General features: G+C 72.4%; 17 protein-coding genes and 3 tRNA genes. 5 read left to right on the top strand and 15 right to left on the bottom strand.

All coding sequences use genetic code 11. The features are described 5' to 3' along the window. Positions 1-81: 81 nt before the first annotated feature. Genes ACZ5L9_RS15005 through ACZ5L9_RS14985 form a run of 5 tightly spaced genes read right to left on the bottom strand, consistent with a single transcriptional unit; the run spans position 82 to position 8,526 of the window. Complete coding sequence (locus ACZ5L9_RS15005) at positions 82-3,969, bottom strand: amino acid adenylation domain-containing protein (protein ID WP_464528976.1); 3,888 nt, start codon at positions 3,967-3,969, stop codon at positions 82-84. Next, on the bottom strand, positions 3,966-4,880 hold the full coding sequence (locus ACZ5L9_RS15000) for an isochorismatase family protein (RefSeq protein ID WP_464528975.1): 915 nt from the start codon (positions 4,878-4,880) through the stop codon (positions 3,966-3,968). Before ACZ5L9_RS15000 ends, ACZ5L9_RS15005 begins: the two co-directional genes overlap by 4 nt. Positions 4,881-4,910: 30 nt before the next feature. Then, complete coding sequence (locus ACZ5L9_RS14995; protein WP_464528974.1) at positions 4,911-6,626, bottom strand: (2,3-dihydroxybenzoyl)adenylate synthase; 1,716 nt, start codon at positions 6,624-6,626, stop codon at positions 4,911-4,913. Further along, a complete protein-coding gene (locus ACZ5L9_RS14990; protein WP_464528973.1) occupies positions 6,623-7,762 on the bottom strand; it encodes an isochorismate synthase in 1,140 nt (379 codons plus the stop codon). Before ACZ5L9_RS14990 ends, ACZ5L9_RS14995 begins: the two co-directional genes overlap by 4 nt. Further along, on the bottom strand, positions 7,759-8,526 hold the full coding sequence (locus tag ACZ5L9_RS14985) for an SDR family oxidoreductase (protein WP_464528972.1): 768 nt from the start codon (positions 8,524-8,526) through the stop codon (positions 7,759-7,761). The genes ACZ5L9_RS14990 and ACZ5L9_RS14985 overlap by 4 nt, the downstream gene beginning before the upstream one ends. Positions 8,527-8,616: 90 nt before the next feature. Between ACZ5L9_RS14985 and ACZ5L9_RS14980 the strand changes: the two genes are divergently transcribed. Then, positions 8,617-9,735: a lysylphosphatidylglycerol synthase transmembrane domain-containing protein gene (locus ACZ5L9_RS14980; protein WP_464528971.1), complete on the top strand. Its 1,119-nt coding sequence runs from the start codon at positions 8,617-8,619 to the stop codon at positions 9,733-9,735. Positions 9,736-9,739: 4 nt separating this feature from the next. Beyond that, positions 9,740-11,128, top strand: coding sequence for a DUF2252 domain-containing protein (locus tag ACZ5L9_RS14975; RefSeq protein WP_464528970.1), 1,389 nt, complete (start codon positions 9,740-9,742; stop codon positions 11,126-11,128). Positions 11,129-11,170: 42 nt separating this feature from the next. Here ACZ5L9_RS14975 and ACZ5L9_RS14970 read toward each other — a convergent pair. The 3 genes from ACZ5L9_RS14970 to ACZ5L9_RS14960 form a co-directional block, all read right to left on the bottom strand. Continuing rightward, a tRNA-Val gene (locus ACZ5L9_RS14970) sits at positions 11,171-11,245 on the bottom strand. A 24-nt stretch (positions 11,246-11,269) separates the two neighbouring features. Then, positions 11,270-11,343: transfer RNA gene (locus ACZ5L9_RS14965), tRNA-Cys, on the bottom strand. A 20-nt stretch (positions 11,344-11,363) separates the two neighbouring features. After that, a tRNA-Gly gene (locus ACZ5L9_RS14960) sits at positions 11,364-11,436 on the bottom strand. A gap of 339 nt (positions 11,437-11,775) precedes the next feature. Here ACZ5L9_RS14960 and ACZ5L9_RS14955 point away from each other — a divergent pair. Then, positions 11,776-12,402: a class I SAM-dependent methyltransferase gene (locus tag ACZ5L9_RS14955; RefSeq protein WP_464528969.1), complete on the top strand. Its 627-nt coding sequence runs from the start codon at positions 11,776-11,778 to the stop codon at positions 12,400-12,402. A 19-nt stretch (positions 12,403-12,421) separates the two neighbouring features. Here ACZ5L9_RS14955 and ACZ5L9_RS14950 read toward each other — a convergent pair whose 3' ends face one another. The 4 genes from ACZ5L9_RS14950 to ACZ5L9_RS14935 form a co-directional block, all read right to left on the bottom strand. Then, complete coding sequence (locus ACZ5L9_RS14950; protein ID WP_464528968.1) at positions 12,422-13,525, bottom strand: prenyltransferase; 1,104 nt, start codon at positions 13,523-13,525, stop codon at positions 12,422-12,424. Further along, the gene (locus tag ACZ5L9_RS14945; protein ID WP_464528967.1) at positions 13,522-14,265 is read right to left on the bottom strand and encodes a class I SAM-dependent methyltransferase; all 744 of its coding nucleotides are present in this window, start codon (positions 14,263-14,265) and stop codon (positions 13,522-13,524) included. Before ACZ5L9_RS14945 ends, ACZ5L9_RS14950 begins: the two co-directional genes overlap by 4 nt. After that, positions 14,265-15,599, bottom strand: coding sequence for a glycosyltransferase family 4 protein (locus tag ACZ5L9_RS14940; RefSeq protein ID WP_464528966.1), 1,335 nt, complete (start codon positions 15,597-15,599; stop codon positions 14,265-14,267). The genes ACZ5L9_RS14945 and ACZ5L9_RS14940 overlap by 1 nt, the downstream gene beginning before the upstream one ends. Positions 15,600-15,713: 114 nt before the next feature. Then, positions 15,714-16,697, bottom strand: coding sequence for an NAD(P)/FAD-dependent oxidoreductase (locus tag ACZ5L9_RS14935; protein ID WP_464528965.1), 984 nt, complete (start codon positions 16,695-16,697; stop codon positions 15,714-15,716). Positions 16,698-16,759: 62 nt separating this feature from the next. Here ACZ5L9_RS14935 and ACZ5L9_RS14930 point away from each other — a divergent pair, with 62 nt between their 5' ends. After that, the gene (locus ACZ5L9_RS14930) at positions 16,760-17,422 is read left to right on the top strand and encodes an ion channel (protein ID WP_464528964.1); all 663 of its coding nucleotides are present in this window, start codon (positions 16,760-16,762) and stop codon (positions 17,420-17,422) included. Further along, complete coding sequence (locus ACZ5L9_RS14925) at positions 17,415-18,500, top strand: AbrB family transcriptional regulator (protein WP_464528963.1); 1,086 nt, start codon at positions 17,415-17,417, stop codon at positions 18,498-18,500. The genes ACZ5L9_RS14930 and ACZ5L9_RS14925 overlap by 8 nt, the downstream gene beginning before the upstream one ends. Positions 18,501-18,577: 77 nt before the next feature. Here the strand turns inward: ACZ5L9_RS14925 and ACZ5L9_RS14920 are convergent, their stop codons facing one another. The 3 genes from ACZ5L9_RS14920 to ACZ5L9_RS14910 form a co-directional block, all read right to left on the bottom strand. Then, positions 18,578-19,864: an MFS transporter gene (locus ACZ5L9_RS14920; protein ID WP_464528962.1), complete on the bottom strand. Its 1,287-nt coding sequence runs from the start codon at positions 19,862-19,864 to the stop codon at positions 18,578-18,580. A gap of 266 nt (positions 19,865-20,130) precedes the next feature. Further along, positions 20,131-22,260 (bottom strand): excinuclease ABC subunit UvrB, encoded by a 2,130-nt coding sequence (uvrB, locus tag ACZ5L9_RS14915; RefSeq protein WP_464528961.1) that lies wholly within the window; start codon positions 22,258-22,260, stop codon positions 20,131-20,133. A gap of 64 nt (positions 22,261-22,324) precedes the next feature. Beyond that, entirely contained in the window at positions 22,325-23,203 is an 879-nt protein-coding gene (locus tag ACZ5L9_RS14910; protein WP_464528960.1) for an NAD(P)H-binding protein, read from the bottom strand. Between the last annotated feature and the right edge of the window lie 13 nt (positions 23,204-23,216).

Below are 23,216 nucleotides of genomic sequence, written 5' to 3'. Positions count from 1 at the left end.
TCCTCCCACGACTGCCTCGACCGCGACGGAGGCCGACTCGACCGGGACGGAGGCCCGACTCGACCGGGACGGAGGCCTGAGTCAACCGGCGATGAGGGCGGTGATCAGCGCGGCGATCCGGTCGACCGCGGGGCGCCGGACCAGCTCGCCGTGGGTGGCGTCGAGGGTGACGACATCGAGGCGTCCCGAGACGTACGGGGCCCAGCCGGCCGGGTCGACCCAGGACTCCTTGCGCGGGGCTCCGGCGACGACGAGGGCCGCGTCGCCGGGCAGGACGCGGTGCGTCGAGCCGCGGACGATTCGGGCGGCGTCGACCACGGAGGCGAGGCACCCGCGCAGGACCGGCTCGGGGAGCCGGCCGACGGCGCTGCCGGACTCCTGGAGCAGCGCGATCGCGCGGGCCCGGTCGAGCGGGCCGTCGGGCGGCTCGACTCCGCCGAGGCGCAGGACCCCGACCAGCGCCTCCTCCTCGGAGGGCTCGGCGAGGTCACGCCACTGGTCCGACGGGTAGGCGTCGAGCAGCACGACCGCCCCGACCTCCCGGCCCTCGCCGCGTGCCAGCGCGGCGACGGCGTGCGCGGCCATGCCGCCCAGCGACCAGCCGGCCACGTGGAACGAGCCGGTCCCGACCACCGTACGGATCGCGGCGAGCTGCCGTGCCGCCAGCGCGTCCAGGTCGGCGGCCGGCTCGGGTGTGCCCGACGCCAGCCCCGGCGCCTGGATCGCGTGGACACCCAGGTCGGCGGGGAGACCGCGCAACAGGCCGGTGTAGCACCAGCCGAGGCCGCCGGCCGGCGGCAGCAGGAAGAGCGGCGCGGCTCCGGGATCGCGCGCCGGCCTCAGCGTGAGGATCTGCCCTGTGTCGCCGAATACGGTGTCGCTGAATGCCGTGTCGCCGGATGCCGCGACACCGCCCGCTCCCTCCACCAACCGTGCCGCCAGCAGCGCCGCGCTCGGCGCGGCGAAGACGTCCCCGAGCACCGCGTCGTACCCGGTCTCCTCGGCGATCGCCGACACCAGCCGCAGCACGGAGAGCGAGTCGCCGCCGAGCGCGAAGAAGTCGTCGTCGGGACCGACGGAGACGGTGAGGGTCTCGGCGATGAGCGCGCACAGGCGCTGCTCGAGGAGCCCGCGCGGGCTCCCCGAGCCGGAGCCGCCACCCGCCTCCGGCGGATGGGCGGAGGCGAGCGCCCTGCGGTCGGTCTTGCCGGACGTGCCGAGTGGGATGGACGGCACCGCGATCCAGTGTTGCGGCACGAACCCGGCCGGCAGCGCGGTCGACGCGGCGGTACGGAGGGCCGTCCCGGCATCCCCCGCGGAGGCGCCGTCGGCGACGTACCAGGCGACCAGTCGCCCCTCGTGCACGCCGGCCGCCACAGCCGCGACGCCGATGGTGCCGGCGAGGGCCGCCTCGATCTCGCCGAGCTCGACGCGCTGGCCGCGGATCTTGACCTGGTCGTCGCCGCGGCCGAGGTAGCGCAGCGTGCCGTCGGGCCGCCAGGCGGCGATGTCGCCGGTGCGGTAGAGACGGCCGTACGGGGTGGGCACGAAGCGCTCGGCGGTCAGCTCGGGACGTCCCACGTACCCGTCGGCCAGCTGCACGCCGCCGAGCCACAGCTCGCCGGCCACACCGATCGGGACGGGGCGCAGGTCGGCGTCGAGCACCAGGCAGGAGGTGTTCCAGACCGGGCGTCCGATCGGCACCACCGGCTCCCCCACGACGCAGTCGTGCACCGTGACGTCGACGGCGGCCTCGGTCGGCCCGTAGAGGTTGGTCGGCGTCACGCCGAACCATTCCGCGCAGCCTGCGACCAGGTCCGGCGTCAGCGCCTCGCCCGAGGTCACCACGTGCCGTACCGTCCCGCGACCGGCCGCCGCGACACGCTCGCGGGCGGTCCGGTCGGCGAGGAAGGCACGCAGCATCGACGGCACGAAGTGCAGCGTCGTCACGCCGGGCCCGTTCGCTGCGGTGATCAGTCCGGCGAGGGCGCGCGGGTCCCGGTGCGCGCCAGGCTCGGCGACGACGACGCTTGCGCCGACCTGCAGCGGCCAGTAGAGCTCCCACACCGACACGTCGAAGCTGATCGGCGTCTTGTGCAGCACCCGGTCACCGGCCCCGATGGGCAGGTGGTGCTGCATCCAGGCGAGTCGGTTGTCGATCGCGGCGTGTCCCACCAGCACCCCCTTGGGGCGGCCGGTGGAGCCCGAGGTGAAGAGGAGGTACGCGGGCGACGACGCGTCGGCCGGCGTCGGGGGCGCGAGCCCCGGGTCGCCGGCCGGCATCGAGGCGGCGGTGATGACACCGGCCGCCGCCGCATCCTCGAGCATCCCCTCGACCCGGGCGGCGGGCAGGTCGGGGTCGAGCGGCAGGTACACCGCACCGGCGAGCGCGATGCCGTGGATCGCCTCGTAGAGCGCGAAGCCGCGCTCGAGCGCGACACCCACCACGTCGCCCGTACGGATGCCGTCGGCGTGCAGCCCCGCGGCGACGGATCGCGCCGCCTCGTGCAGCTGGGCGTAGGTCCGCTCCTCGCCGCCGAAGATCAGTGCGACCCTGTCCGGGGTCCGCTCGGCCTGTGCCACGAACCGCTGCGCCAGCGTCGCCGGCTCGCGCTCGACGGCGGTGTCGTTGAAGCCCCGTGTGACGAGGTCGTGCTCGCGGGGAGTGAGCAGGGGCAGGTCGCCGACCCGGTCGGTCGGTGCCGCGGCGCAGACGCCGGCGAGCCAATGCACGAGCCGCTCCAGGTGCAGGTCGATCTCGTCGGTCTCGTAGAGATCCGGGTTGGCGTCGATCTCCAGGCGCACCGGATGACGGCGACCGGGCGTGCCACGCAGGCACAGGGTGAGGTCCTCGACCGGACCGGCGGTGAGGTTGCGGACCGTGCCCCGCGTGGCAACGCCGGAAGCCGCGCCGAGGTCCAGGGTGAGCTCGAACGGCACCAGGTTCACCTGGGCCCCGAACAGCTGGGCGTCCGGGTCGCGCCGGGCGAGGCGGCGGGTCAGCTCCTCCTGCCGCTCGTACGGGTGCTCACGCAGCTCGCGCTGCGCCGCCGCGCTCGCCGCCAGCGCCTCGGCCACGGTGCCGGAGGCGGGGATGGTGAGCGGCAGCACGTTCATCGCCGTGCAGACCGTGCGACCGCTCACCAGCGTGCCGACGCCGGCGACGCTGCGGTTCATCAGGGGCAGGCCGACGCGTGTGTCGTCCCGCCCGGAGACGCGCGCGACGTACGCGCCAAGCGCGGCCACCAGCAGATCGGTCCAGCCCACGCCGAGCCGCTTGGCACCGGCGGCGATGGCGCCGTGCTCCTCGGGGCTCAGCAGCCGCGAGCGCTTGATCGCGCGCGGCGCGGGAGCGGCGACCCGGCCCGCGATCGACACCACGCCGCTCATCGCGGCGAGGCGCTCGTCCCACCAGGGACCGCCCCGTGGGTCGGACGGCTCCGCTGCGACGACCTCGCCGAGCGGCACCCGCGCGGCCTCGGCGGCGCCTCCCCGGTACAGCTGCGCGACGCGGTGGAACAGCTGCTGGACGCCATACCCGTCGAGGACGACGTGGTGCGCGGCGTGGAACCACCACGACCGACCGTCGGGCAGGCGCAGCAGCGCCGTGCGCACGGCACTCACCGACAGGTCCATCGGCCGGGCGAGCTCCTCGCGGATCCACTCCTCGGCCGCGTCGACCGAGCCGATCTCGCGGACCTCGAGGAAGGCGGTCGGCACGCGGAGGACCTGCTGCTGCGGACCGTCGGGCGCGAGCCGGAACACGGTCCGCAGCTGCTCGAACTCGCCGTAGGCGGCCTCCACCGCGATCCCGAGCCGGACCGGGTCGACGGGGCCGTCGAGCTCGACCACCTCGGCGGTGGTGTAGCAGGGGTTCTCGGGGGCGAGCTGGTGGGCGAAGAAGAGGCCCCGCTGGGCGGCGGTGAGCGGGAGCCAGGTCATCGGATCGGTCCCCTCGGTGCGTGTCATACCGGGACGGCGCCCTGCTCGAGCAGGTAGGCCAGGGTGGCGCTGCGGGTGAACTCGCCGTAGTCGACGTCGACGCCCTCCTCGGCCAGCTCGTCGAGCAGGTCGAAGGCGTGCAGCGAGCTCAGCCCGAGCTCGAAGAGGTCGGCGGCCGGCGTCGCGACGGCGGCGGCCACGAGCTCCTCGCTCGACACGCCCAGCAGGGCCCGGCGTACGGTCGCCGCCCAGCCGTCGCCTCGTGCACCGGAGCCCTCGGCGTCGTCGGCGTGGCCGGCAGGGGTGGTCGTACGGGGCGCGAGCGCGCTCACCACGTCGGCGACCGAGGCGACGACCCCGGTGCACGAGGCGACCACGTCGAGGGCGCGCAGGTGCTGCTCGCGGCCCATGTCGGCGGTGGCGTCTGCGACCACGAACGGCTGCACGTCGCGGCAGAACGCGTCGAACGCGGTGGCGGCGATGCCGATGCCGGCGTAGACGCCGACGACGACGAGCTGGTCGCGCCCCGAGGTGGCGAGCCGGGCGCCGAGGTCCGACTTGGCGAAGGCGCTGTAGCGCTTCTTCACCAGCACGGTGTCGCCCTCGAACGGCGCCACGGCCGGGTGGATGTCGGTGTCGGCGGGCGTCGCCGACATGCCGCCGCCCCACAGGTCGCCCTGCAGGCCGCGATCGGAGTGGTCCCCGTCCTGCGCGGTGTAGAAGACCGGCACGCCGGCAGCGCGGGCGGCGCCCAGGATCGCGGCGGTGCCGTCGAGCACGCCGGAGAGCAGCGGGCTTCCGGTCTCGTACGGGCGCAGGAAGTACGCCTGCAGGTCGTGCACCAGGACGGCGGCGCGGTCGGGGTCGAGCACCCACGGCGCCCTGCTGGCGGGCAGATCGATGATCGGGGCGTATGCGATGGCGTTGGGGAGAGCCATGTTCGTCCTTCCGGGTCTGTCTGAGGGAGGTCAGGGAGTGGCGAGGCCGGCCGCGACACCCGCGGCGAGCAGCATGCGCAGGTCGCGGCGGCTGTTCTTGCCGACATGGGTCGCCGGGAAGTCGTCGAGGAAGACCACCGAGTCGGGGATCTTGTAGGTCGCCAGGCCGGCGGCGCGCAGGTAGCCGGTCAGGTCGCCGGGGCGGTCCCGGCCGGGCTCCGTCCGGACCACCACGCAGATCGCCTCGCCGAGGCGGTCGTCGGGCAGCCCGAGGGCGACGGCGTCGAGCACGTCCGGATGGGCCAGGAGGTGGCCCTCGATCTCCTCGACGGCGATCTTCTCGCCGGCGCGGTTGATCTGGTCCTTGTCACGCCCGGTCACCACGAGGTGGCCGCTCGGGCGACGCCGGACCAGGTCGCCGGTGCGGTAGTAGCCGTCCGCGGTGAAGCCGTCGGCGTTGACCGCGCCGACCCAGCGCTCGGCGCCGTAGTAGCCGCGGATCGTGTACGGCCCGCGCGTCAGGAGCGCGCCCTCCTCGCCGGGTGCCACCTCGGCACCGGAGGCGTCGACGACCCGGATCTCGTCGTCGGCGCTGATCGGGGTGCCCTGGGTGGTGAGCACCAGCTCGTCGGTGTCGTCGGCGCGGGTGTAGTTCACCAGCCCCTCGGCCATGCCGAAGACCTGCTGCAGCCGGCCGTGCAGCACCGGGGTGATGTCGCGGGCGATGACGTCGTTGAGCCGGGCGCCGCCGACCTGGACGGTGTGCACCGAGCTCAGGTCGGGGTGGCGCCGTCGCGCAGCCGAGATCCAGGCCTGGGCCAGCGGTGGCACCAGCGCGACGGTCGTGACCCGCTCACGGGCGATCAGGGCGAAGCCCGTACGGGGGCTGGGCTCGGGCGCGAGCACCACCGTGCCGCCGACGTGCAGGATGCCGAGGATGCCCGGCGAGCTCATCGCGAAGTTGTGCGCAGCCGGGAGCACGACGAGCATCACGTCGTCGCAGGTCAGGCCGCAGATCTCCGCCGAGGCTCGGACGGAGTAGAGGTAGTCGGCGGCGGTGCGCGGGATCAGCTTGGAGATGCCGGTGGTGCCGCCGGAGAGCTGCAGGAAGGCCGTGTCCTCGGGCCCCGGGGCTTCGAAACCCTCGTTGGTTGAGGTGCGAGCGGCGCGAGCCTCGAAGCCCCACTCGTGCGTCGCCAGATCCACCAGGACCGGCGGCGCCACCCCCTCCTCGTCGGGAAGCGCGGCGAGGCGCTGGACCAGCGCGTCGTACGTCTCGCGCAGTGTCGGCCCGAACCCGATCAGCGCGGCCGGGTCGGCGATCTGGGAGAACTGCGCCAGCTCGATCTCGCGATGGGTCGGCAGCGCGAAGACCGGGAGCGCGCCGAGGCGGAAGAGCCCGAGGACGACCGCGACGTAGTCGGCGATGTTGGGCAGCGCGACGATCACCCGGTCGCCGGGCGTGACGCCGAGTGCGCGCAGTCCGCCGGCGACACGGTCGGCCCGACCGAGCAGGTCGTCGTAGGTCCAGCGCACCGACTCCCCCGCCGCCGTGACGCCGACGACGGCGGTCCGCTCAGCGAAGCTCGCACAGCGCGCGGCGACGAAGTCGGCGAAGGTCTCCGAGGTCCAGTGGCCGGCCGCGCGGTAGCGCGCCCGGTCGGCCTCCGGCCAGGTCGGCGAGGGGAGCACAGGACTCCGGCGGCGACCGCTGTCTTGGGCGGCTCGCTCGCTGTGCTCGCTCACGGCAGCAGCTCCTCGGGCAGTCCGAGCGCGCGGGCGATGGTGGTCAGCTTCGCGCCGGTCTCGCGCACCTCGGCCTCGGGGTCGGAGCCGGCGACGATGCCGGCACCGGCGAAGAGCCGGACCCGCTCGCCGTCGAGCACCGCGGAGCGGATCGTCACCGCGAACTCACCGTCCCCGTCGGCGCCGACCCAGCCGACGGCTCCGGCGAACGCGTCGCGCGGGCCCTCGATCTCGGCGATCGCCCGGACGGCGGCGGCGGTCGGGACGCCACCGACGGCGGGCGTCGGGTGCAGCATCCGGGCGAGGTCGAGGGCCGAGGGCCCGGCGGCACCGGCCGCGAGCCGCGCCCGGATGGGCGTGGCGAGGTGGTGCAGGGTGTCGGTGCTGAGCAGCGTCGGCCGCTCCGGCACCTGGAGGTCGGCGGTGATCGGCGCGAGGGCCGCGCGGATCGCGTCGGCGACGAAGGCGTGCTCGTGCAGGTCCTTGGCCGAGTCGCGCAGCCGGCTCATCCGTCGCGTGTCCTCGCCGCCGTCGGGCGAGCGCGGCACCGAGCCGGCCAGCGGGGTGCTCCGCACCGCGTCGCCGCGGCGAGCGATCAACAGCTCGGGGCTCGCACCGACGAGCCAGCGGCCGTCTGCCAACGGCGTGCTGACCAGGTAGCGGCCCGGACGAGCCGCGGCGAGCGCGGTGAGGAGGTCGGTGGGATCGAGCGCCGGCTCGACCGTGACGTCGAGGCAGCGGCCCAGGACGACCTTGTCCAGCTCACCTGCCTCGATCCGGTCCAGGGCCGCACGGACGCGATCGGCGTACGTCGCGGGAGCCGGGTCGGCCGCGACCGTGAAGCGGCGGCTGGGCCCGGTCGAGACGCCGGGGTCGACGGCGACGTCGACCGGCTCGACGAGATGCGCCACCTCGTCCCCACCCTGCTCGAACGGCAGCACCACGAGGAGCCGCTGCCCGCCGACGAGCGCGGCGGCGCCGTCGTCGGCGGCCCGCGGACCGGCCCAGGTCCGCAGCACCCGGCCGGCGAACGGCCGGGACCCGGTGAAGACGACGCGCTCCCCCTCGCCCGTACGGCCGACGGCGGCGGGCCAGGCCGCGGGCCAGGCCGCGGGGTCGATCAGCAGATCGGTCACAGCGAGCCCCCTCCGTCGACGTAGATCTGCTGGAGGGTGAGGTGGCGAGCGCCGTCGGAGAGCAGGAAGCAGACCGTGGCGGCGACGTCGTCGGGATCGGCGAGCCGGCCGAGCGGGATGCCGACGCGATAGGACGCGGGGTCTCCGCTGATGGCGCGGGCGACGCCGGCCTCGGCGTCGGGCCACAGGTCGCGCTGCATCGGGGTGTCGGTCGAGCCGGGCTCGACGACGTTGCAGCGGATGCCGCGCGCGGCGAGCTCGAGGCCGGCGCACCGGGCGAGCGCGGAGGTGGCGGCCTTGGAGGCGGCGTAGGCGATCATCCCGGTGCGCGGCACCCGTGCGGTGTTGGAGGAGACGACCACGATCGCCGCGCCGTCGCGCAACAGCGGCTCGCTCGCCTGGAGGCAGTGCAGCACGCCGGTGGTGTTGACCTCGAAGTGCCGCATCCAGTCGTCCGCAGAGACCTCGCTCAGCGTCCCCGGACGCAGGATGCCCGCAGCGGTGACCAGGCCGTCGAGCGGGCCGAGCTCGGCGGCGACCGTCTCGACGGCCGCCTCGACCTGCGCGCCCGCGGCGACGTCGGTCTCGCGGACGAGGACTGTCCCTGCACCGGCGGCGACAGCCTCCTTCGCGGTCAGGGCGAGCCCCTCCGCGTCGACGTCCAGCAGCCCGAGCCGCGCCCCCTGCCGGGCCAGCCGCAGCGCCGTCGCGCGACCGATCCCGGAGGCGGCGCCACTGATGATGACGACCTTCCCGGTAAACATACGACGATACTAAGGCAAGGCTTACCTTGGATGTCTAGAGGGTTCACCGACTGCCTCCCCCACGACACCCGGGCGTGTCAGGATGGCGCTGTGGAGGAACCGACCGGGACCGCGCACCACCACGAGTCGGTCGGCGATCGCCTCGAGCGGGCGATCGTGCTCCAGACCGACGTGGCCGCCGAGATCGATCTCGGCGAGAAAGAGAAGCCCCGCTCCCTGCTGGGCAACGTCATCTGGCTGGTCGTCACCGCCGTCTCCCTCTACCTGGTCTTCCCGAGCCTGGTCGCCACCTTCTCCTCCTGGCACCAGATCACCCGTTTCTCCTGGCCCGCACTGGTGGCCATGTTTGCGCTCCAGGTCGGCGTGTGCGCCTGCCTGTGGGACCTGCAGCGGATCACCCTGCCGGGCCTCGGATGGCGCCCGGTGATCGCGGCCCAGCTGGCCTCGAACGCGCTCTCCAACATCGCGCCCGGCGGTGGGCCGGTCGGCGCCGCCCTGCAGTACCGGATCTTCGTCTCCGCCGGCCGCCAGCGCACCGAGGTGCTCCGCGCACTGACCGCCGTGCAGCTGCTGGTCTTCGCGATCGTGCTCGGCCTGCCCGTCCTCGCGATCCCCGCAGCGCTGACCGGCCAGGTCGACCGCGGCCTGCTCCAGACCGCGGGCGGTGCGGTCGGTGTCTTCATCTTCCTCACCGCGGTCGCCGTGCTCCTGCTGAGGACCGACCGCCCCCTGCTGCGGGTCGGCATCATCGTGCAAGGGGTCCGCAACCGGCTGCGCCGCCGCTCGGACCCGGTGACCGACCTGCCCCAGCGCCTGCTCACCCAGCGCGACCAGATCGCGGCGGTCCTGGCCGGTCGCTGGGGGCGAGCCGTGGTCGACACCGTCGGCCGCTGGCTGCTCGACTATCTCACCCTCGAGGTCGCCCTGCTCGCCATCGGCGGCGCGCCGCGCCTCGGCCTGACACTGATGGCGTTCTGCGGCGCGAAGGCGCTCGGGAACGTGCCGATCACGCCGGGCGGGCTCGGCTTCGTCGAGGCCGGCATGACCGCGCTGCTCACCCTGGCCGGCGTCAGCCCCGGCGACGCCGTGCTGGCGACCTTCGCGTACCGGCTCTTCTCGTACTGGCTGCCGCTGCCCTTCGGCCTGCTCGGGATGGCGCTGTCACGGAACCTGACCCCTCCCCAGGACGAGAACACGGTGCGAGCATGACCGGGTGACCACCTCGTCGACAGCCGTTCCGGCACCGACGGCGTACCCGGCCGCCGCGGGCTTCCCGAGCGCCGCGGAGCAGCGGGCCGCCGGACGCGCCCTGCGCGAGACCGTGCCCCGCTCCGAGCTCGCCCGGCTGAGCGACGCGGCGCGTGCCCCGCTCGACATCCTCGCCGAGCAGAACGCCACTCGGCTGCCGGACCTGATCCCGCTGCGCGCCGAGCGGATGGCGGCGAGCCCCTTCGCGTTCTACCGGGGCACGGCCGCGCTGATGGCGGCCGATCTCGCAGCGGATCCCAGCAGCGGGATCACGGTGGCCTCCTGCGGCGACGCCCACGTCGCCAACCTCGGCTTCTACGCCTCCCACCAGCGCAGCCTGGTCTTCGATCTCAACGACTTCGACGAGGTGGCCTGGGCGCCGTGGGAGTGGGACGTCAAGCGGCTGGTCACCAGCGTGGTGATCGGCGGGCGGGCGACCGGGCGCAGCGAGGAGGTCGTGCGGGACGCGGCCGGGTCGGTCGTACGGTCCTACGCCACGGCCCTCGCCGCCCACGTCGAGCGCAGTCCGCTGCAGCGCTACTACGAGCACTTCCAGGCCGAGGCGGCGGACGGCCGCCACCTGGACGCCGCGTCCCGGGCCGCACTCCAGGCGGCGATCGCGGATGCGGACCGTCGTACCGCCGAGCGTGCCGTCCGTCGCCTGACCGAGCGCGACGAGCGCGGTCGGCTCCGGTTCGTGGAGCGCCCACCGACGATGCAGCACCTGCCGCGCGACGAGGAGCGAGCGCGTCTCATCGCCGAGCAGTACGCCGCCTCGACGCACGTCGACGTGCAGGTGCTGCTCTCCCAGTACCGGATCGTCGACGCCTGCCTGCGCGTCGTCGGCGTCGGCAGCGTCGGCACCCGCTGCTACCTGCTCCTCTACCAGGACGGCGACGGAAACGCCCTGGTGCTGCAGGCGAAGGAGGCCGGCCGCAGCGTGCTGGAGCAGTACGGCGGGGTGCCGCTCCCGGCGGGCATCGCCGATCTGATCGCCCGGCAGGGCGAGGGCGCCCGGGTGGTCTCGGGCCAGCGCGTGCTGCAGGGGGTCAGCGACCCGCTGCTCGGCTACCTGCGCAGCGAGGGTCACGACTACTACGTCCGCCAGTTCCACGACCGCAAGGGCGGCATCGACGTCGAGACGCTGACCGATGCGCCGTTCGCTCGCTACGCGCAGGCGTGCGGGATCGTCCTGGCCCGTGCCCACGCGCAGTCGGCCCGGGCCGCGGAGGTCGCCGGGTACCTGGGCGCCGGCCGGCGCGCGGCGGAGGCCATCACCTCCTGGGCGCTCGCGTACGCCGAGGTGTCGCGGGCCGACTTCGAGGCGTTCCGGGCCACCCCGGCGAGCTCCTGACGAACGAGAAAGCCCCCGGCCTGTGGCCGGGGGCTTTCTCACTGGTGGACGATACTGGGTTTGAACCAGTGACCTCTTCCGTGTCAAGGAAGCGCGCTACCGCTGCGCCAATCGTCCGAGTCTATGGAATTGTAACCGGGTTGGAGGTGGGTACGGGATTTGAACCCGTGTACACGGATTTGCAGTCCGTTGCCTCGCCTCTCGGCCAACCCACCGCGGAGGCAATACACCTCAGAGCGGACGACGAGGCTCGAACTCGCGACCTCAACCTTGGCAAGGTTGCGCTCTACCAACTGAGCTACGTCCGCATTGTCTCCGCTGACTCCCCGTCTCCGGGGCGTCTTGGCGACGTCGAGAACAGTAGCCGAGTGCCCCATCGGTGCCAAATCGGGGGTCCGCCGCGTGTCGCGCGGCGTGCGACCGCACCTGTCCAGACAGCCCCGCCGAGGTTATGCAAAGCGAGGAGACGGTCGTCACTACGGGCGTACGGTCGGAGACGACCCTGTCCCCACAACAGGGGTCGTTCAGCGCGGGAGTCACCCCCGGACGCGTGTCCAGTCCGGGGGTGGCTCTCCGCCAGCGCTAACGTCTGCCCGGTGACCGCACCGACGCTCCGCCCCGCTGCATCTCCGGCTACATCTCCGGCGATGCCTCCCGCGCTGCTCGCCCGCGCGCACGCCGCCAAGGGGTTCATGCCCGAGGACGAGGGCGACCTGCTCTTCCGGAGCGCCGTCGAGCGGCTCCCGTACGGGCCGGTGCTCGAGGTCGGCACCTACTGCGGGAAGTCCGGCATCTACCTCGGCGCCGCCGCCGAGGTCACCGGCGGGGACGCCGTCGCCTTCACCGTCGACCACCACCGCGGCTCGGAGGAGAACCAGGCCGGCTGGGAGCACCACGACAGCTCCCTGGTCGACCCGGAGCTCGGCGTGATGGACACGCTGCCGGTCTTCCGCCGCACGATCCGCGACGCCGGCCTCGAGGAGCGCGTGGTGGCCGTGGTGGGCCGATCGCGCACCGTCAGTCGCTGGTGGACGACGCCGCTCAGCCTGCTCTTCATCGACGGCGGGCACGGCGAGCAGCCCGCGCGTGACGACTACGAGGGCTGGACGCCGCACGTGATGCAGGGCGGACTGCTCGTGATCCACGACGTCTTCCCCGACCCGGCCGACGGCGGACGCCCGCCGTACGAGCTGATCTACCTGCCGGCGCTGGAGAGCGGCCGCTTCGAGGAGGTCGAGGCGGTCGGCTCGATGCGGGTGCTGCGCCGGATCTGAGGCACCGACCCCCATCCGGTCAGGCCGGGTCCGAGACCTCCGCGCATCCGCACTCGAGCGCGATCTCACGGAAGTGCGGCGCGAGCGACGTCCCCCGGTAGATGCCGGAGCCGGGCGTCGAGGCGCCGAACCGCTCGCCGAGTGCGTCGGCAGCCAGGATGACCGCCGCGGCGGTGTAGGTCGGGCGCTCGACCGGCCAGAAGACGTCGCGCGGCTCGTCGGGTGCGCCGTTGCCGTCGTCGTAGACCCAGCCGGTCCAGTAGGAGCCGTCCTCGTGTCGTAGCCGTTGCATGTCGCCGAGGAGCCGGACCGCCTGGAGCGTGTGGCCGATCCCGTCCAGCGCCATCACCAGCTCGCAGGTCTCCGCGCCGGTGACCCACGGGTTCGTGTCGACGCAGCGCACGCCCAGCCCCGGCACGACGAAGTCGTCCCAGCGGCCGGCCAGGAGCTGGCGGGCCTGCACTCCGCGCACGGCGCCGCCGAGGACCGGGTAGTACCAGTCCATCGAGAAGGTCGACTTGTCCGCGAAGAGGTCGCGATGCTCGCGGATCGCGTGACCGAGACGACCGCCGGCGAGCTCCCACTCCGGCTGCGGCTCGTCCAGGAGCTCCGCCAGGGCCACTCCGGCGCGCAGCGAGTGGTAGATCGATGAGTTGCCGGTCAGCAGGCTGAGGTCGTCGACGGGTGTCCACTGGATGCCGCCGAAGGGCTGCTGCAGGCCGACGACGAAGTCGAGCGCGGCGCGTACGTTCGGCCACAGCGACCGCACGAAGTCGAGGTCGCGGCGTACCAGCCAGTGGTGCCACAGCCCGACCGCGAGATAGGCGCTCATGTTGACCTCGCCGCGCTCGTCAACGACGACGCCGTCGCGGATCTCCTTCGGCCAGGAGCCGTCGGCGCGCTGCAGCGCCGGCATGAAGCGATAGGCGGCCTCGGCCGCCTCGACCTCGCCCCCGACGAGGCAGGCCATCGCGGCCTCGACGTGGTTCCACATGTCGGCGTGCTCGTCGCCGACCGACAAGAACCCGTGCCGGTCCTGCATCGCGGCGATGGAGGCCGCGGTGGCGCGGACCTGGTCGGCGGTGATGACGCCCTGGACGTGCGGGACCTGCACCGCGATCACGCGGGCTTGTGGAAGTAGAGGACCAGCGACTTGCCGATCATCGGGTCGAGCACCTTGCCGGCCCACCGCAGCGCCTTGGGCTGTTTCATGATCTCCCAGACCAGGAGCTTGTGGTACGCCTTGGCGGCCGGGTGCTCGTCGTTGTTGACACCGACCGCGCACTTGATCCACCAGTACGGCGAGTGCAGACCGTGGGCGTAGCCCTTGCCGTCGAAGACCATCGCGTCGCCCGGGGTGCCGTCGTTGGGGCGCCCGCCCTTGGTGACCTTGTCGACGAGCTCCTGCTCGGTGTAGATCCGGATGTGGCCGCCGGTCGCGTTGTGGTACTCGTCCGAGAGTCGCCAGTTGATCACCTCGGGCAGCCAGCGCGGCACCGAGATCGCGAGCGTGCCGCCGGGGCGCAGCACCCGGATCAGCTCCTTGATCGCGGCGACGTCCTCCCAGATGTGCTCGAGGACCTCGGCACACACGATCCGGTCGAACTCGCCGTCGGCGAAGGGCAGAGCGAGCGCGTCGCCCTGCTTGACGTCGGCCTCGGCGCCCCCGGGGACCTCACCGGCCTCCTTCATCGCGACGAAGAGGTTGCGCACGCCCTCAAGCTCGTCGGCGTCGAGGTCGAAGGCGATGACGTCGGCACCGCGCCGGTACATCTCGAAGCTGTGCCGGCCCGCGCCCGCCCCCATGTCGAGGACGCGGTCGCCCGGCTCGAGGCCGAGCCGGTCGAAGTCAACGGTCAGCATCAGTTCTCCTCGGTGGTCGAGCCGGCAGCGGTGGTCGAGCCGGCAGCGGTGGTCGAGCCTGTCGAGACCCGGTAGTCGGTGATCACGTCGTCGAACACGGCAGCAGTCTTGGCCGCGACCGCCGACCAGCTGAACAGCTCCAGCACCCGGCGGCGACCGGCGGCTCCCATCCTGGCCCGGCGCTCGGGGTCGTCCAGGAGGTTCGCGACGGCCTCCTTGAGCGCATCCACGTTGCCGGGCTCGACCACGTCGGCGCAGAGGCCGTCGGGGCCGACGACCTCGGGGATGGCGCCGGCGCGGGAGACCACCAGTGGGGTCTCGCAGGCCATCAGCTCGGCGGTCGGGAGCGAGAAGCCCTCGTACAGGGAGGGGACGCAGGCCAGCTCGGCCGAGCCCATCAGGGCGACCAGCTCGTCGTCGGTGAGGCCGTTGGCGAAGGTGACCATGTCACCGATGCCGAGCTTGTCGATCAGCTTCTCGGTGATGCCGCCCTCCTTGGGCTTGGTCACCAGCACCAGCTCGACCTCGCGCTCCGTGGCGAGTTTGGCGAACGCCTCGAGCAGGATGTGGATGCCCTTGAGCGGGGCGTCGGCGCTGGCCATCGCGAGGAGTCGGCCCTTGACCCGCGGAGCGCCGGACGGCTTGAAGCGCTCGTCGACGCCGAGCAGGATCGTGGTGATCCTCTTCGGGTCGACGCCGAACTCGCGGACCACGTCGCGGGCCGAGGACTCCGAGGGCACGATGACGTGGCGGATCCTGGGAGCGGTGAGCTTCTGCTGGCGCAGGAACGCGTACCAGCGCCACACGCCGATCTTCGGCAGCTCGAGTGCCACCGGTAGCCGCTTGCCCTTCTTGCGGCGGAACCACGGGGCGACCTCGAGCTCGATCGCACGGTCCATCGTGATCGGGTGGTGGATCGCCGCGGCCAGCGGCAGGCCGTACGACTCGATCTCGAGCAGCGGCGTGGCCAGGGTCTGGTTGTCGAAGACGATGTCGAAGTCGTCGCGACGCGCCCTGAGGAGCTTGATCACGCGCTTGCTGAAGGTGAGCGGCTCCGGGAAGGCGCCGCTGCGCATCGTCAGCCACTCCTGCACGTCGACCGCGTCGCGGAACTCGCGCGGATGCGGGTTGCGGAACTCGTTGCCGGGCTCGTAGAGGTCCAGGCTGGGGACCTTGGTGAGGAGCACGCCCTCGTCCAGCTCCGGGTAGGGCTGACCGGAGAAGACCTCGACGGTGTGTCCCAGGGCGACGAGCTCACGGCTCAGCCTCCGGATGTAGATGCCCTGTCCCCCGACATGGGGCTTGCTGCGGTACGACAGCAGAGCGATCCGCATGCTTCACGTCCTTATCCGAGCCGGACCGACGACGAAGTGACTCGCCGGTAGGAGGCAAAGACTAGATCACGTTCCACTTGTCGTGCGTCCGGGTCGTGCAGGTTCGATGGGGATTCATGACTCGCTCGAGTGCCCGGGGAAGACATGCGCGGCCGGGTCGATCACCGGTGCGAGGTTGTTGACGGCGGTCGCGGCCTCGCCGAACCCCACCGCGATCAGGCGCACCTTGCCGGGATAGTCGGTGACGTCGCCGGCGGCGAAGACCCGCGGCCGGCTGGTGCGCATCGCGTGGTCGACCACGACGTGGCGCTTGCTCGTCTCCAGGCCCCAGCGCTGGATCGGCCCGAGGTCGGCGACGAAGCCCAGCGCGGCGACCACGGCCTGCGCCGGCAACACCCGAGCCTGACCGTCGACCTTGATCTCGGCCTCCTCGACGATCGTCGCGCCGCGCAGCTCGACGACCTCGGCGTTGGTGATGATCTTGACCCCGAGGGCGCGGACCTGCTCGACCGTACGGGCATGGGCGCGGAACGCGTCACGCCGGTGGACCAGCGTCACCGACCGGGCGATCGCGTGCAGGTGCAGCGCCCAGTCGAAGGCCGAGTCGCCGCCGCCGACGATCACCACGTCCTTGCCCGCGTACGGTGCGAACGACGGCACGAAGAACTCCACGCCGCGCCCGACCCAGCCCTCGCCGGCGGGCAGTGGCCGGGGCTGGAAGGTCCCGATGCCGGCGGTGATGAGCATCGCCCGGGCCTCGACGGCGGTGCCGTCGGCGAGGGTGAGGGTGAGGCCGTCGTCGCGGACGGCCAGGTCGACGGCGGTCCGGTCCAGGAGGTAGACCGGCTCGGCGACGGTGGCCTGCTCGACGAGCGCCTCGACCAGGTCGCGGCCCTTGACACTGGGGAAGCCGGCGACGTCGAGGATCTGCTTCTCGGGGTACATCGCGGTGATCTGGCCGCCCAGCTCGGGCAGCGAGTCGACCACCACGACCCGGATCCCGCGGAAGCCGGCGTAGTAGGTGGCGTACAGGCCGCTCGGGCCGGCGCCGACGATGACGAGATCGGTCTCGATGGTCGGCTGGGGGCGATCGCTCACCCGCCTGATCCTGCTCCCCGGGCGGCACCGGCCTCAAGGGCTGCGCACATTACGGTGGGCGCGTGATCGCCGACGCCATCCGCTGGATCCGCTGCACGCCCTCCGCCGTGATCCTCGGCGCCCAGCTGGCGGCGGTCCTGGCCTACCCGTTCCTCGACGGCTCGACGCCGGGCCGGGCGGTGCTCGGCGTGGTGCAGGTGCTCGTCGTGCTCTCGGCCGTCCGGGCGGTCCGGCTCTCCCCCGCGCAGACGACCGTCGCGATCGCGCTCGGCGCGCCGACGATGGTGATGGCGCTATGGGAGTCGGTCGCGCCGCACACCGACTGGGTGGTGCTCACCTCGGCGGCGCTGCACATCCCGTTCTACGGGTTCGTCTCGTACGCGATGATCCGCTACCTGTTCGCCGACGACGTCCTGACCCACGACGAGGTCTTCGCCACGGGTGCGGCGTTCACCGTGGTCGCGTGGGGGTTCTCGTACCTCTACGCCGCGGTGCAGGTGCTGTGGCCGGGCTCGTTCGGGACGCACGACGTGTCGTGGTTCGACCTGCTCTTCCTCTCCTTCACGACGCTGACCAACACCGGTCTCGCGGACTTCGCCCCGGTGCAGGCGCATGCCCGCTCCGCGGTGATGCTCGAGCAGATCGCCGGCGTCTTCTACCTCGGTCTCGTGGTGGCCCGCATCGTCGGGATGGCCGGGCGCAGGCACCGCGGCAGCGATGCCTGACGCGGCCACCGACCGGAGCGGCCTGTCGAGGCTGCGCGCGGTCGGCGTGGTGGTGCTCGCGACGCTGGCGGTCAGCGTCGTGCTCGACCTGCTGCGCGTCCCGTCGCCGGCGCTGTTCGGCGGTCTCGCCGGCGGGATGGCGCAGGGGCTCGGGTCGCGGGTGACGCTCACGGTGCCACCGCGGCTGACCCGGCTCGGGCAGGGGCTGATCGGCGTCACGATCGGCACCCAGATCAGCTTCTCCGCGCTCGGCTCGATGGGACGACATGCGCCGGCGATCATCGCCGTCACGCTCGGCACCGTCGTGGTCAGCCTGGTGGCCGGGCGGGTGCTCGCGCTGCGCGACGACGTCTCGGCCGTGACGGGCGCGTTCGCGATGATCGCCGGCGGTGCCTCCGGGGTGGTCGCGGTGGCGCGCGAGCTCGGCGCCGACGACCGCGTCGTGACCGTCGTGCAGTACCTGCGGGTCTTCGTCGTGCTGGTCACGATGCCGCTGGTCACCGAGCTCGTCTTCCATCCCGCCCGCGGTCAGGGCTCGCTGGTCGTCGGCGAGTCGGCGCTGGTGCCGAGCCTCGCGTACGTTCTGGTCGCGGTCGTGCTCGGCCTGGCGATCGCCGCACGGGTGCCGATCACGACCGCGACCCTGCTGGGGCCGCTCTTCGTCGGCGCGACGCTGGTCTCGCTCGGCTGGCTGGGCGACGTCACGGTTCCCGGCGCGGTGCAGTGGCTGGCGTACGGGCTGATCGGGGTCCAGGTCGGGCTGCGGTTCACCCGCGCGGCACTCGTGGCGATCGCACGGATGCTGCCGGCCGTCCTCGCGATCATGGTCACGATGATCGCCGCCACCGCGGCGATGGGCGCGCTGCTCGCCCTGCTGACCCCGGTCGACGGCCTGACCGCCTACCTCGCCACCACGCCCGGCGGGCTCTTCGCGGTGCTCGCCACCGCGGCCGACTCCGGCAGCGACGTCACGTATGTGATGGCGGTGCAGCTGGTGCGGCTGCTGGTGATCCTGCTCCTCACCCCGCTGCTCGCCAGCCGGCTGCGCCGCTCCGGCGACCAGGACCGGATCGTCTAGCCCCGAATTTGCAGCCAGGACCCCCGAGTTTGCACGTCGTACGTGCAAACTCGGGGGTCCTGGCTGAAGACTCGACGTCAGGCGCCCGCGGAGACCATGCTGTTGCCCGCGTCGACGTCCACCCGGAGCACGCTGGAGCGCACTCGGCGCCGGTGCCGCACGATCATCACGGTGCCGAGGGCCCAGATGACGTACTGGAACGACATCGCCCAGCGGAAGGCTCCGCCGGAGTAGTCGTCCGAGCCCTGCGGGGTCCGCCAGTCCAGGATGAAGCCGACCGCGACGATCGTGACCAGCGCGGCGACGAAGCCGGCGACGTTGATGATGCCGTTGGCGCTCGCCTGCCGGTGAGCGGGGTTGCTGGTCCGGCCGACGTCGAAGCCCAGCATCGAGGCCGGGGCACCCGCTCCGACCGCGAGGACCAGCACCACCAGCAGCCACAGCGGCGCGTGACCGGGCCAGGCGAGGACGGCCGTCCAGGCCGTGACGGTCGCGGCGATGACGCTCAGCGCCATCGTGGAGCGGTGCCACGGGTGACGCCCGGCGAGGTAGCCCAGGAACGGGCCGGAGGCGACGCCGGCGACGGTCAGCAGGGTGAGCAGCCCGTCGGCTCCGGTCGAGCCGAGGCCCTCAGCGCGCTTGAAGAACGGGAAGCCCCACAGCAGACCGAGGACGGTCGCGCTGAACGGGGTGGTGAAGTGCACCCAGAAGCCCAGCCGGGTGCCGGGCTGGGCCCAGGCAGCCTTGAGGCTGGCACCGAGCGCGCGCAGCGGCAACGACTCACCGCGGGAGCTGCGGGACTGAGGATCGTCGTGGACGAAGAGCGCGACAGCGACCAGCACGATCGGACCGGCCAGGGCAGCGCTCAGGTAGGCGCTGGTCCAGCCGTGCTCCTCCAGCATCCAGCTCAGCGGCAGGGCGGCGACGATCGCGCCGACCTGGCCGGCGTTGCCGGTCAGCTGGGTGAAGAGCGCGACCCGGCGCAGCGGGAACCAGCGCGACACCAGCCGCAGCACCGAGATGAAGGTCATCGCGTCGCCCGCGCCGACGAACGTCCGGGCGATCAGCGCCTCCGGGTACGTCGTCGCCAGCGCGAACCCGGCCTGCGCGACCGTCATCACCGCGGCACCGACCATCAGCACGCGCCGCGAGCCGAAGCGGTCGACCATCAGGCCCACGGGGATCTGCATGCCGGCGTAGACGATCAGCTGCAGCATCGTGAAGAACGAGAGCTGGCTCGCCGAGATGCCGAACCGCTCGTTGGCCAGCAGGCCCGCGACACCGAGGCTGGAACGGCTGAAGACCGCCAGGAAGTAGACCGACACGCCCGCGCCCCACACGAGCAGGGCACGGCGGGGTATCACCCCGCCAGGTTAAAGGCGACTCGCGGGTAGGTCGTATTCGTCAGCGGGGAACCCGCGGGCGGTGTGAGCAGGCCCTCATGCACCGGCTCTGTTGGTGGTCGCCGATCGGCGCTGCGCGCCTCAGGGCTCCTCGCTCGGCAGGAACGCGGCGCCTCGTGCCTCGGCGAGGGTGGCGCGCGTCCGGACCTGCGCTCGAGCTCGTTCCTCGCTCGGCTCCGGCCGGCCACACGCCACCCTGCGCGACTTCGTCGCGCCGCGTTCCTTCCTCACTTCGTCGCTTCCATCATCTGGCGGAGCTCCTTCTTGAGGTCTCCGATCTCGTCGCGGAGGCGGGCGGCGACCTCGAACTGCAGCTCGGCGGCGGCGCCCTTCATCTGGTCGGTGAGGTCCTGGATCAGCTGAGCCAGGTCGGCCGAGGGCAGGCCCACCAGGCCGTGCTGACGGGCCTCGGCGGCCCGGTCGCCCAGCACCGGGGTCGGCGCCTTCTTGCGCCCGGCCGCACCCGCACGACCCTTGGCCTCGGTGCCCGCCCAGGTCTGGAGCAGCGCGTCGGTGTCCTCCCCCTCGCGGGCGAGCATGTCGGTGATGTCGGCGATCTTCTTGCGCAGCGGCTGCGGGTCGATGCCGTGCTCGGTGTTGTAGGCGACCTGGATGGCGCGACGGCGGTTGGTCTCCTCGATCGCCTTCTCCATCGAGGGCGTGATCCGGTCGGCGTACATGTGCACCTGGCCCGACACGTTGCGCGCCGCGCGGCCGATCGTCTGGATGAGCGACTTGTCGGAGCGCAGGAAGCCCTCCTTGTCGGCGTCGAGGATGGCGACCAGCGACACCTCGGGCAGGTCGAGGCCCTCACGCAGCAGGTTGATGCCGACGAGCACGTCGTACTCCCCCAGGCGCAGGTCGCGCAGGAGCTCGACGCGCTTGAGGGTGTCGACCTCGGAGTGCAGATAGCGTGTCCGGATGCCGGCGTCGAGGAGATAGTCGGTGAGGTCCTCGGACATCTTCTTGGTCAACGTGGTGACCAGGACGCGCTCGTTCTTCTCGACCCGCTCCTTGATCTCGTGGATCAGGTCGTCGATCTGGCCCTTGGTCGGCTTCACCACGACCTCGGGGTCGATCAGGCCGGTCGGTCGGATGATCTGCTGGACCGTGTCGCCGCCGACCTTGTCCAGCTCGTAGTCGCCCGGGGTGGCCGACAGATAGATGGTCTGGCCGATCCGCTCGAGGAACTCCTCCCAGCGCAGCGGCCGGTTGTCCATCGCGCTCGGCAGCCGGAAGCCGTGCTCGACCAGGTTGCGCTTGCGGGACATGTCGCCCTCGTACATGCCGCCGATCTGCGGCACCGCCACGTGGGACTCGTCGACGACCAGGACGAAGTCCTCGGGGAAGTAGTCGAGCAGCGTGTTGGGCGCGCTCCCGCGCGAGCGGCCGTCCATGTGCATCGAGTAGTTCTCGATGCCGGAGCACGACCCGACCTGGCGCATCATCTCCACGTCGTACGTGGTGCGCATCCGCAGCCGCTGCGCCTCCAGGAGCTTGCCCTCGCGCTCGAACTTCTTCAGCTGCTCCTCCAGCTCGGCCTCGATGCCCTCGATCGCACGCTCCATCCGCTCCGGGCCCGCGACGTAGTGGGTGGCGGGGAAGATGTGGAGCTCCTCGTCCTCGGTGAGCACCTCGCCGGTGACGGCGTGCAGGGTCATCAGCCGCTCGATCTCGTCGCCGAAGAACTCGATCCGGATCGCGTGCTCCTCGTAGACCGGGAAGACCTCGAGGGTGTCGCCGCGGACCCGGAAGGTGCCACGGGTGAACGCCATGTCGTTGCGGTTGTACTGGTTGCCGACCAGCCGGCGCAGGATCGAGTCACGATCGTGCTCCTCGCCGACCCGCAGCCGGATCATCCGGTCGACGTACTCCTGCGGTGTGCCGAGGCCGTAGATGCAGGACACGGTGGACACCACGATCACGTCGCGGCGGGTCAGCAGCGAGTTGGTCGCCGAGTGCCGCAGCCGCTCCACCTCCTCGTTGATCGAGGAGTCCTTCTCGATGTAGGTGTCCGTCTGAGGCACGTACGCCTCGGGCTGGTAGTAGTCGTAGTAGCTGACGAAGTACTCGACGGCGTTGTCTGGGAACAGCTGGCGCAGCTCGTTGGCGAACTGCGCGGCGAGCGTCTTGTTGGGCTGGAGCACCAGCACCGGGCGTTGCAGCTGCTCGGTCACCCAGGCGACCGTGGCGGTCTTGCCGGTGCCGGTGGCACCGAGCAGCACGACATCCTCGACGCCGTCCTTGATCCGCTTGCTGATCTCGGCGATGGCCGCCGGCTGATCGCCGCCCGGCTGATAGTCGGAGACGACGTCGAAGGGCGCAACACGGCGCTCGAGATCGGTCACGGGACGCATGCGGCCAGCGTACGTGCGAGCACCGACAGCCTTGCCACCACGACCGTGCGCCCTGTCCCTCCGCCTACTCCTCCAACCGCGCCACGGCCGGCGCCAGCACAGCAGCGCACCAGGCGGCGAACGACGTGCCGTCTCCGCCCGGCCCAGCCGGCGGATAGACGCCGGCCGCCTGGGCCGTCGCCATCTCGACCATGCCCTCGACGATGGCGGCGCTCGCCCCGGCCGACGCGAGCTGCGCGCGGTACTCCCCCAGGACGCTGCGGTGATAGGCGACCGGCCTGCCGAGGGTCTCGGTGAGGATCTCGGCCATCTCGCGCGGTGTGTGGTCGACCGGCTCGCGGACCTCGACGCCCGTACGGCCGGACCACGACGGGTCGGCCAGGAGGCGCGCGGCTGTGGCCGCGACGTCGGCGGTGGCGACCATCGGCCACGGCTCGTCGGGGTCGGCCGTCAGCGCGAAGATCCCCCGGTCGCGGATCAGGCCGACCTGGTGCAGCAGGTTCTCCATGAAGTACGGCGGCTGCAGCGAGCGGTACGCGGCCCCGCTGGACTCCAGCCCATCGTCCATCGCCCAGGCCGCGCCCAGCAGCCCGGCCGGTCCGGTGTAGCCGCGACCGAGCGAGGACACCGCGACGACGCGGGCGACGTGGTGGGCACGGACCGCGGCCGCTATCGGGTCGGCGAATCCGAGGTAGTGCCTCGTCACGTCGGTGGCACGGAAGTCGGGCGGCACCAGCACGAACAGCGCATCGGCGCCCGCGAGCGCGGCATCGAGGACGGCGGGGTCCGCGTGCGAGCCGGCGACCACCTCGGCGTGCTCCGCCACGGCTTCGGGCAGGCGGGACGGGTCGCGGGCGATCAGACGCAGCGGCTCTCCGGCCGCGCGCAGGGAGTCGACGACGGCGGATCCGATGTCGCCGGTGGGGGTGGTGAGGACGATCATGGCTCCACCCTCG

The organism is Nocardioides sp. JCM 18998, from assembly GCF_055391535.1.
Note: the sequence above shows the minus strand (reverse complement) of the source record. Positions and strands in the feature narration are given on the sequence as shown.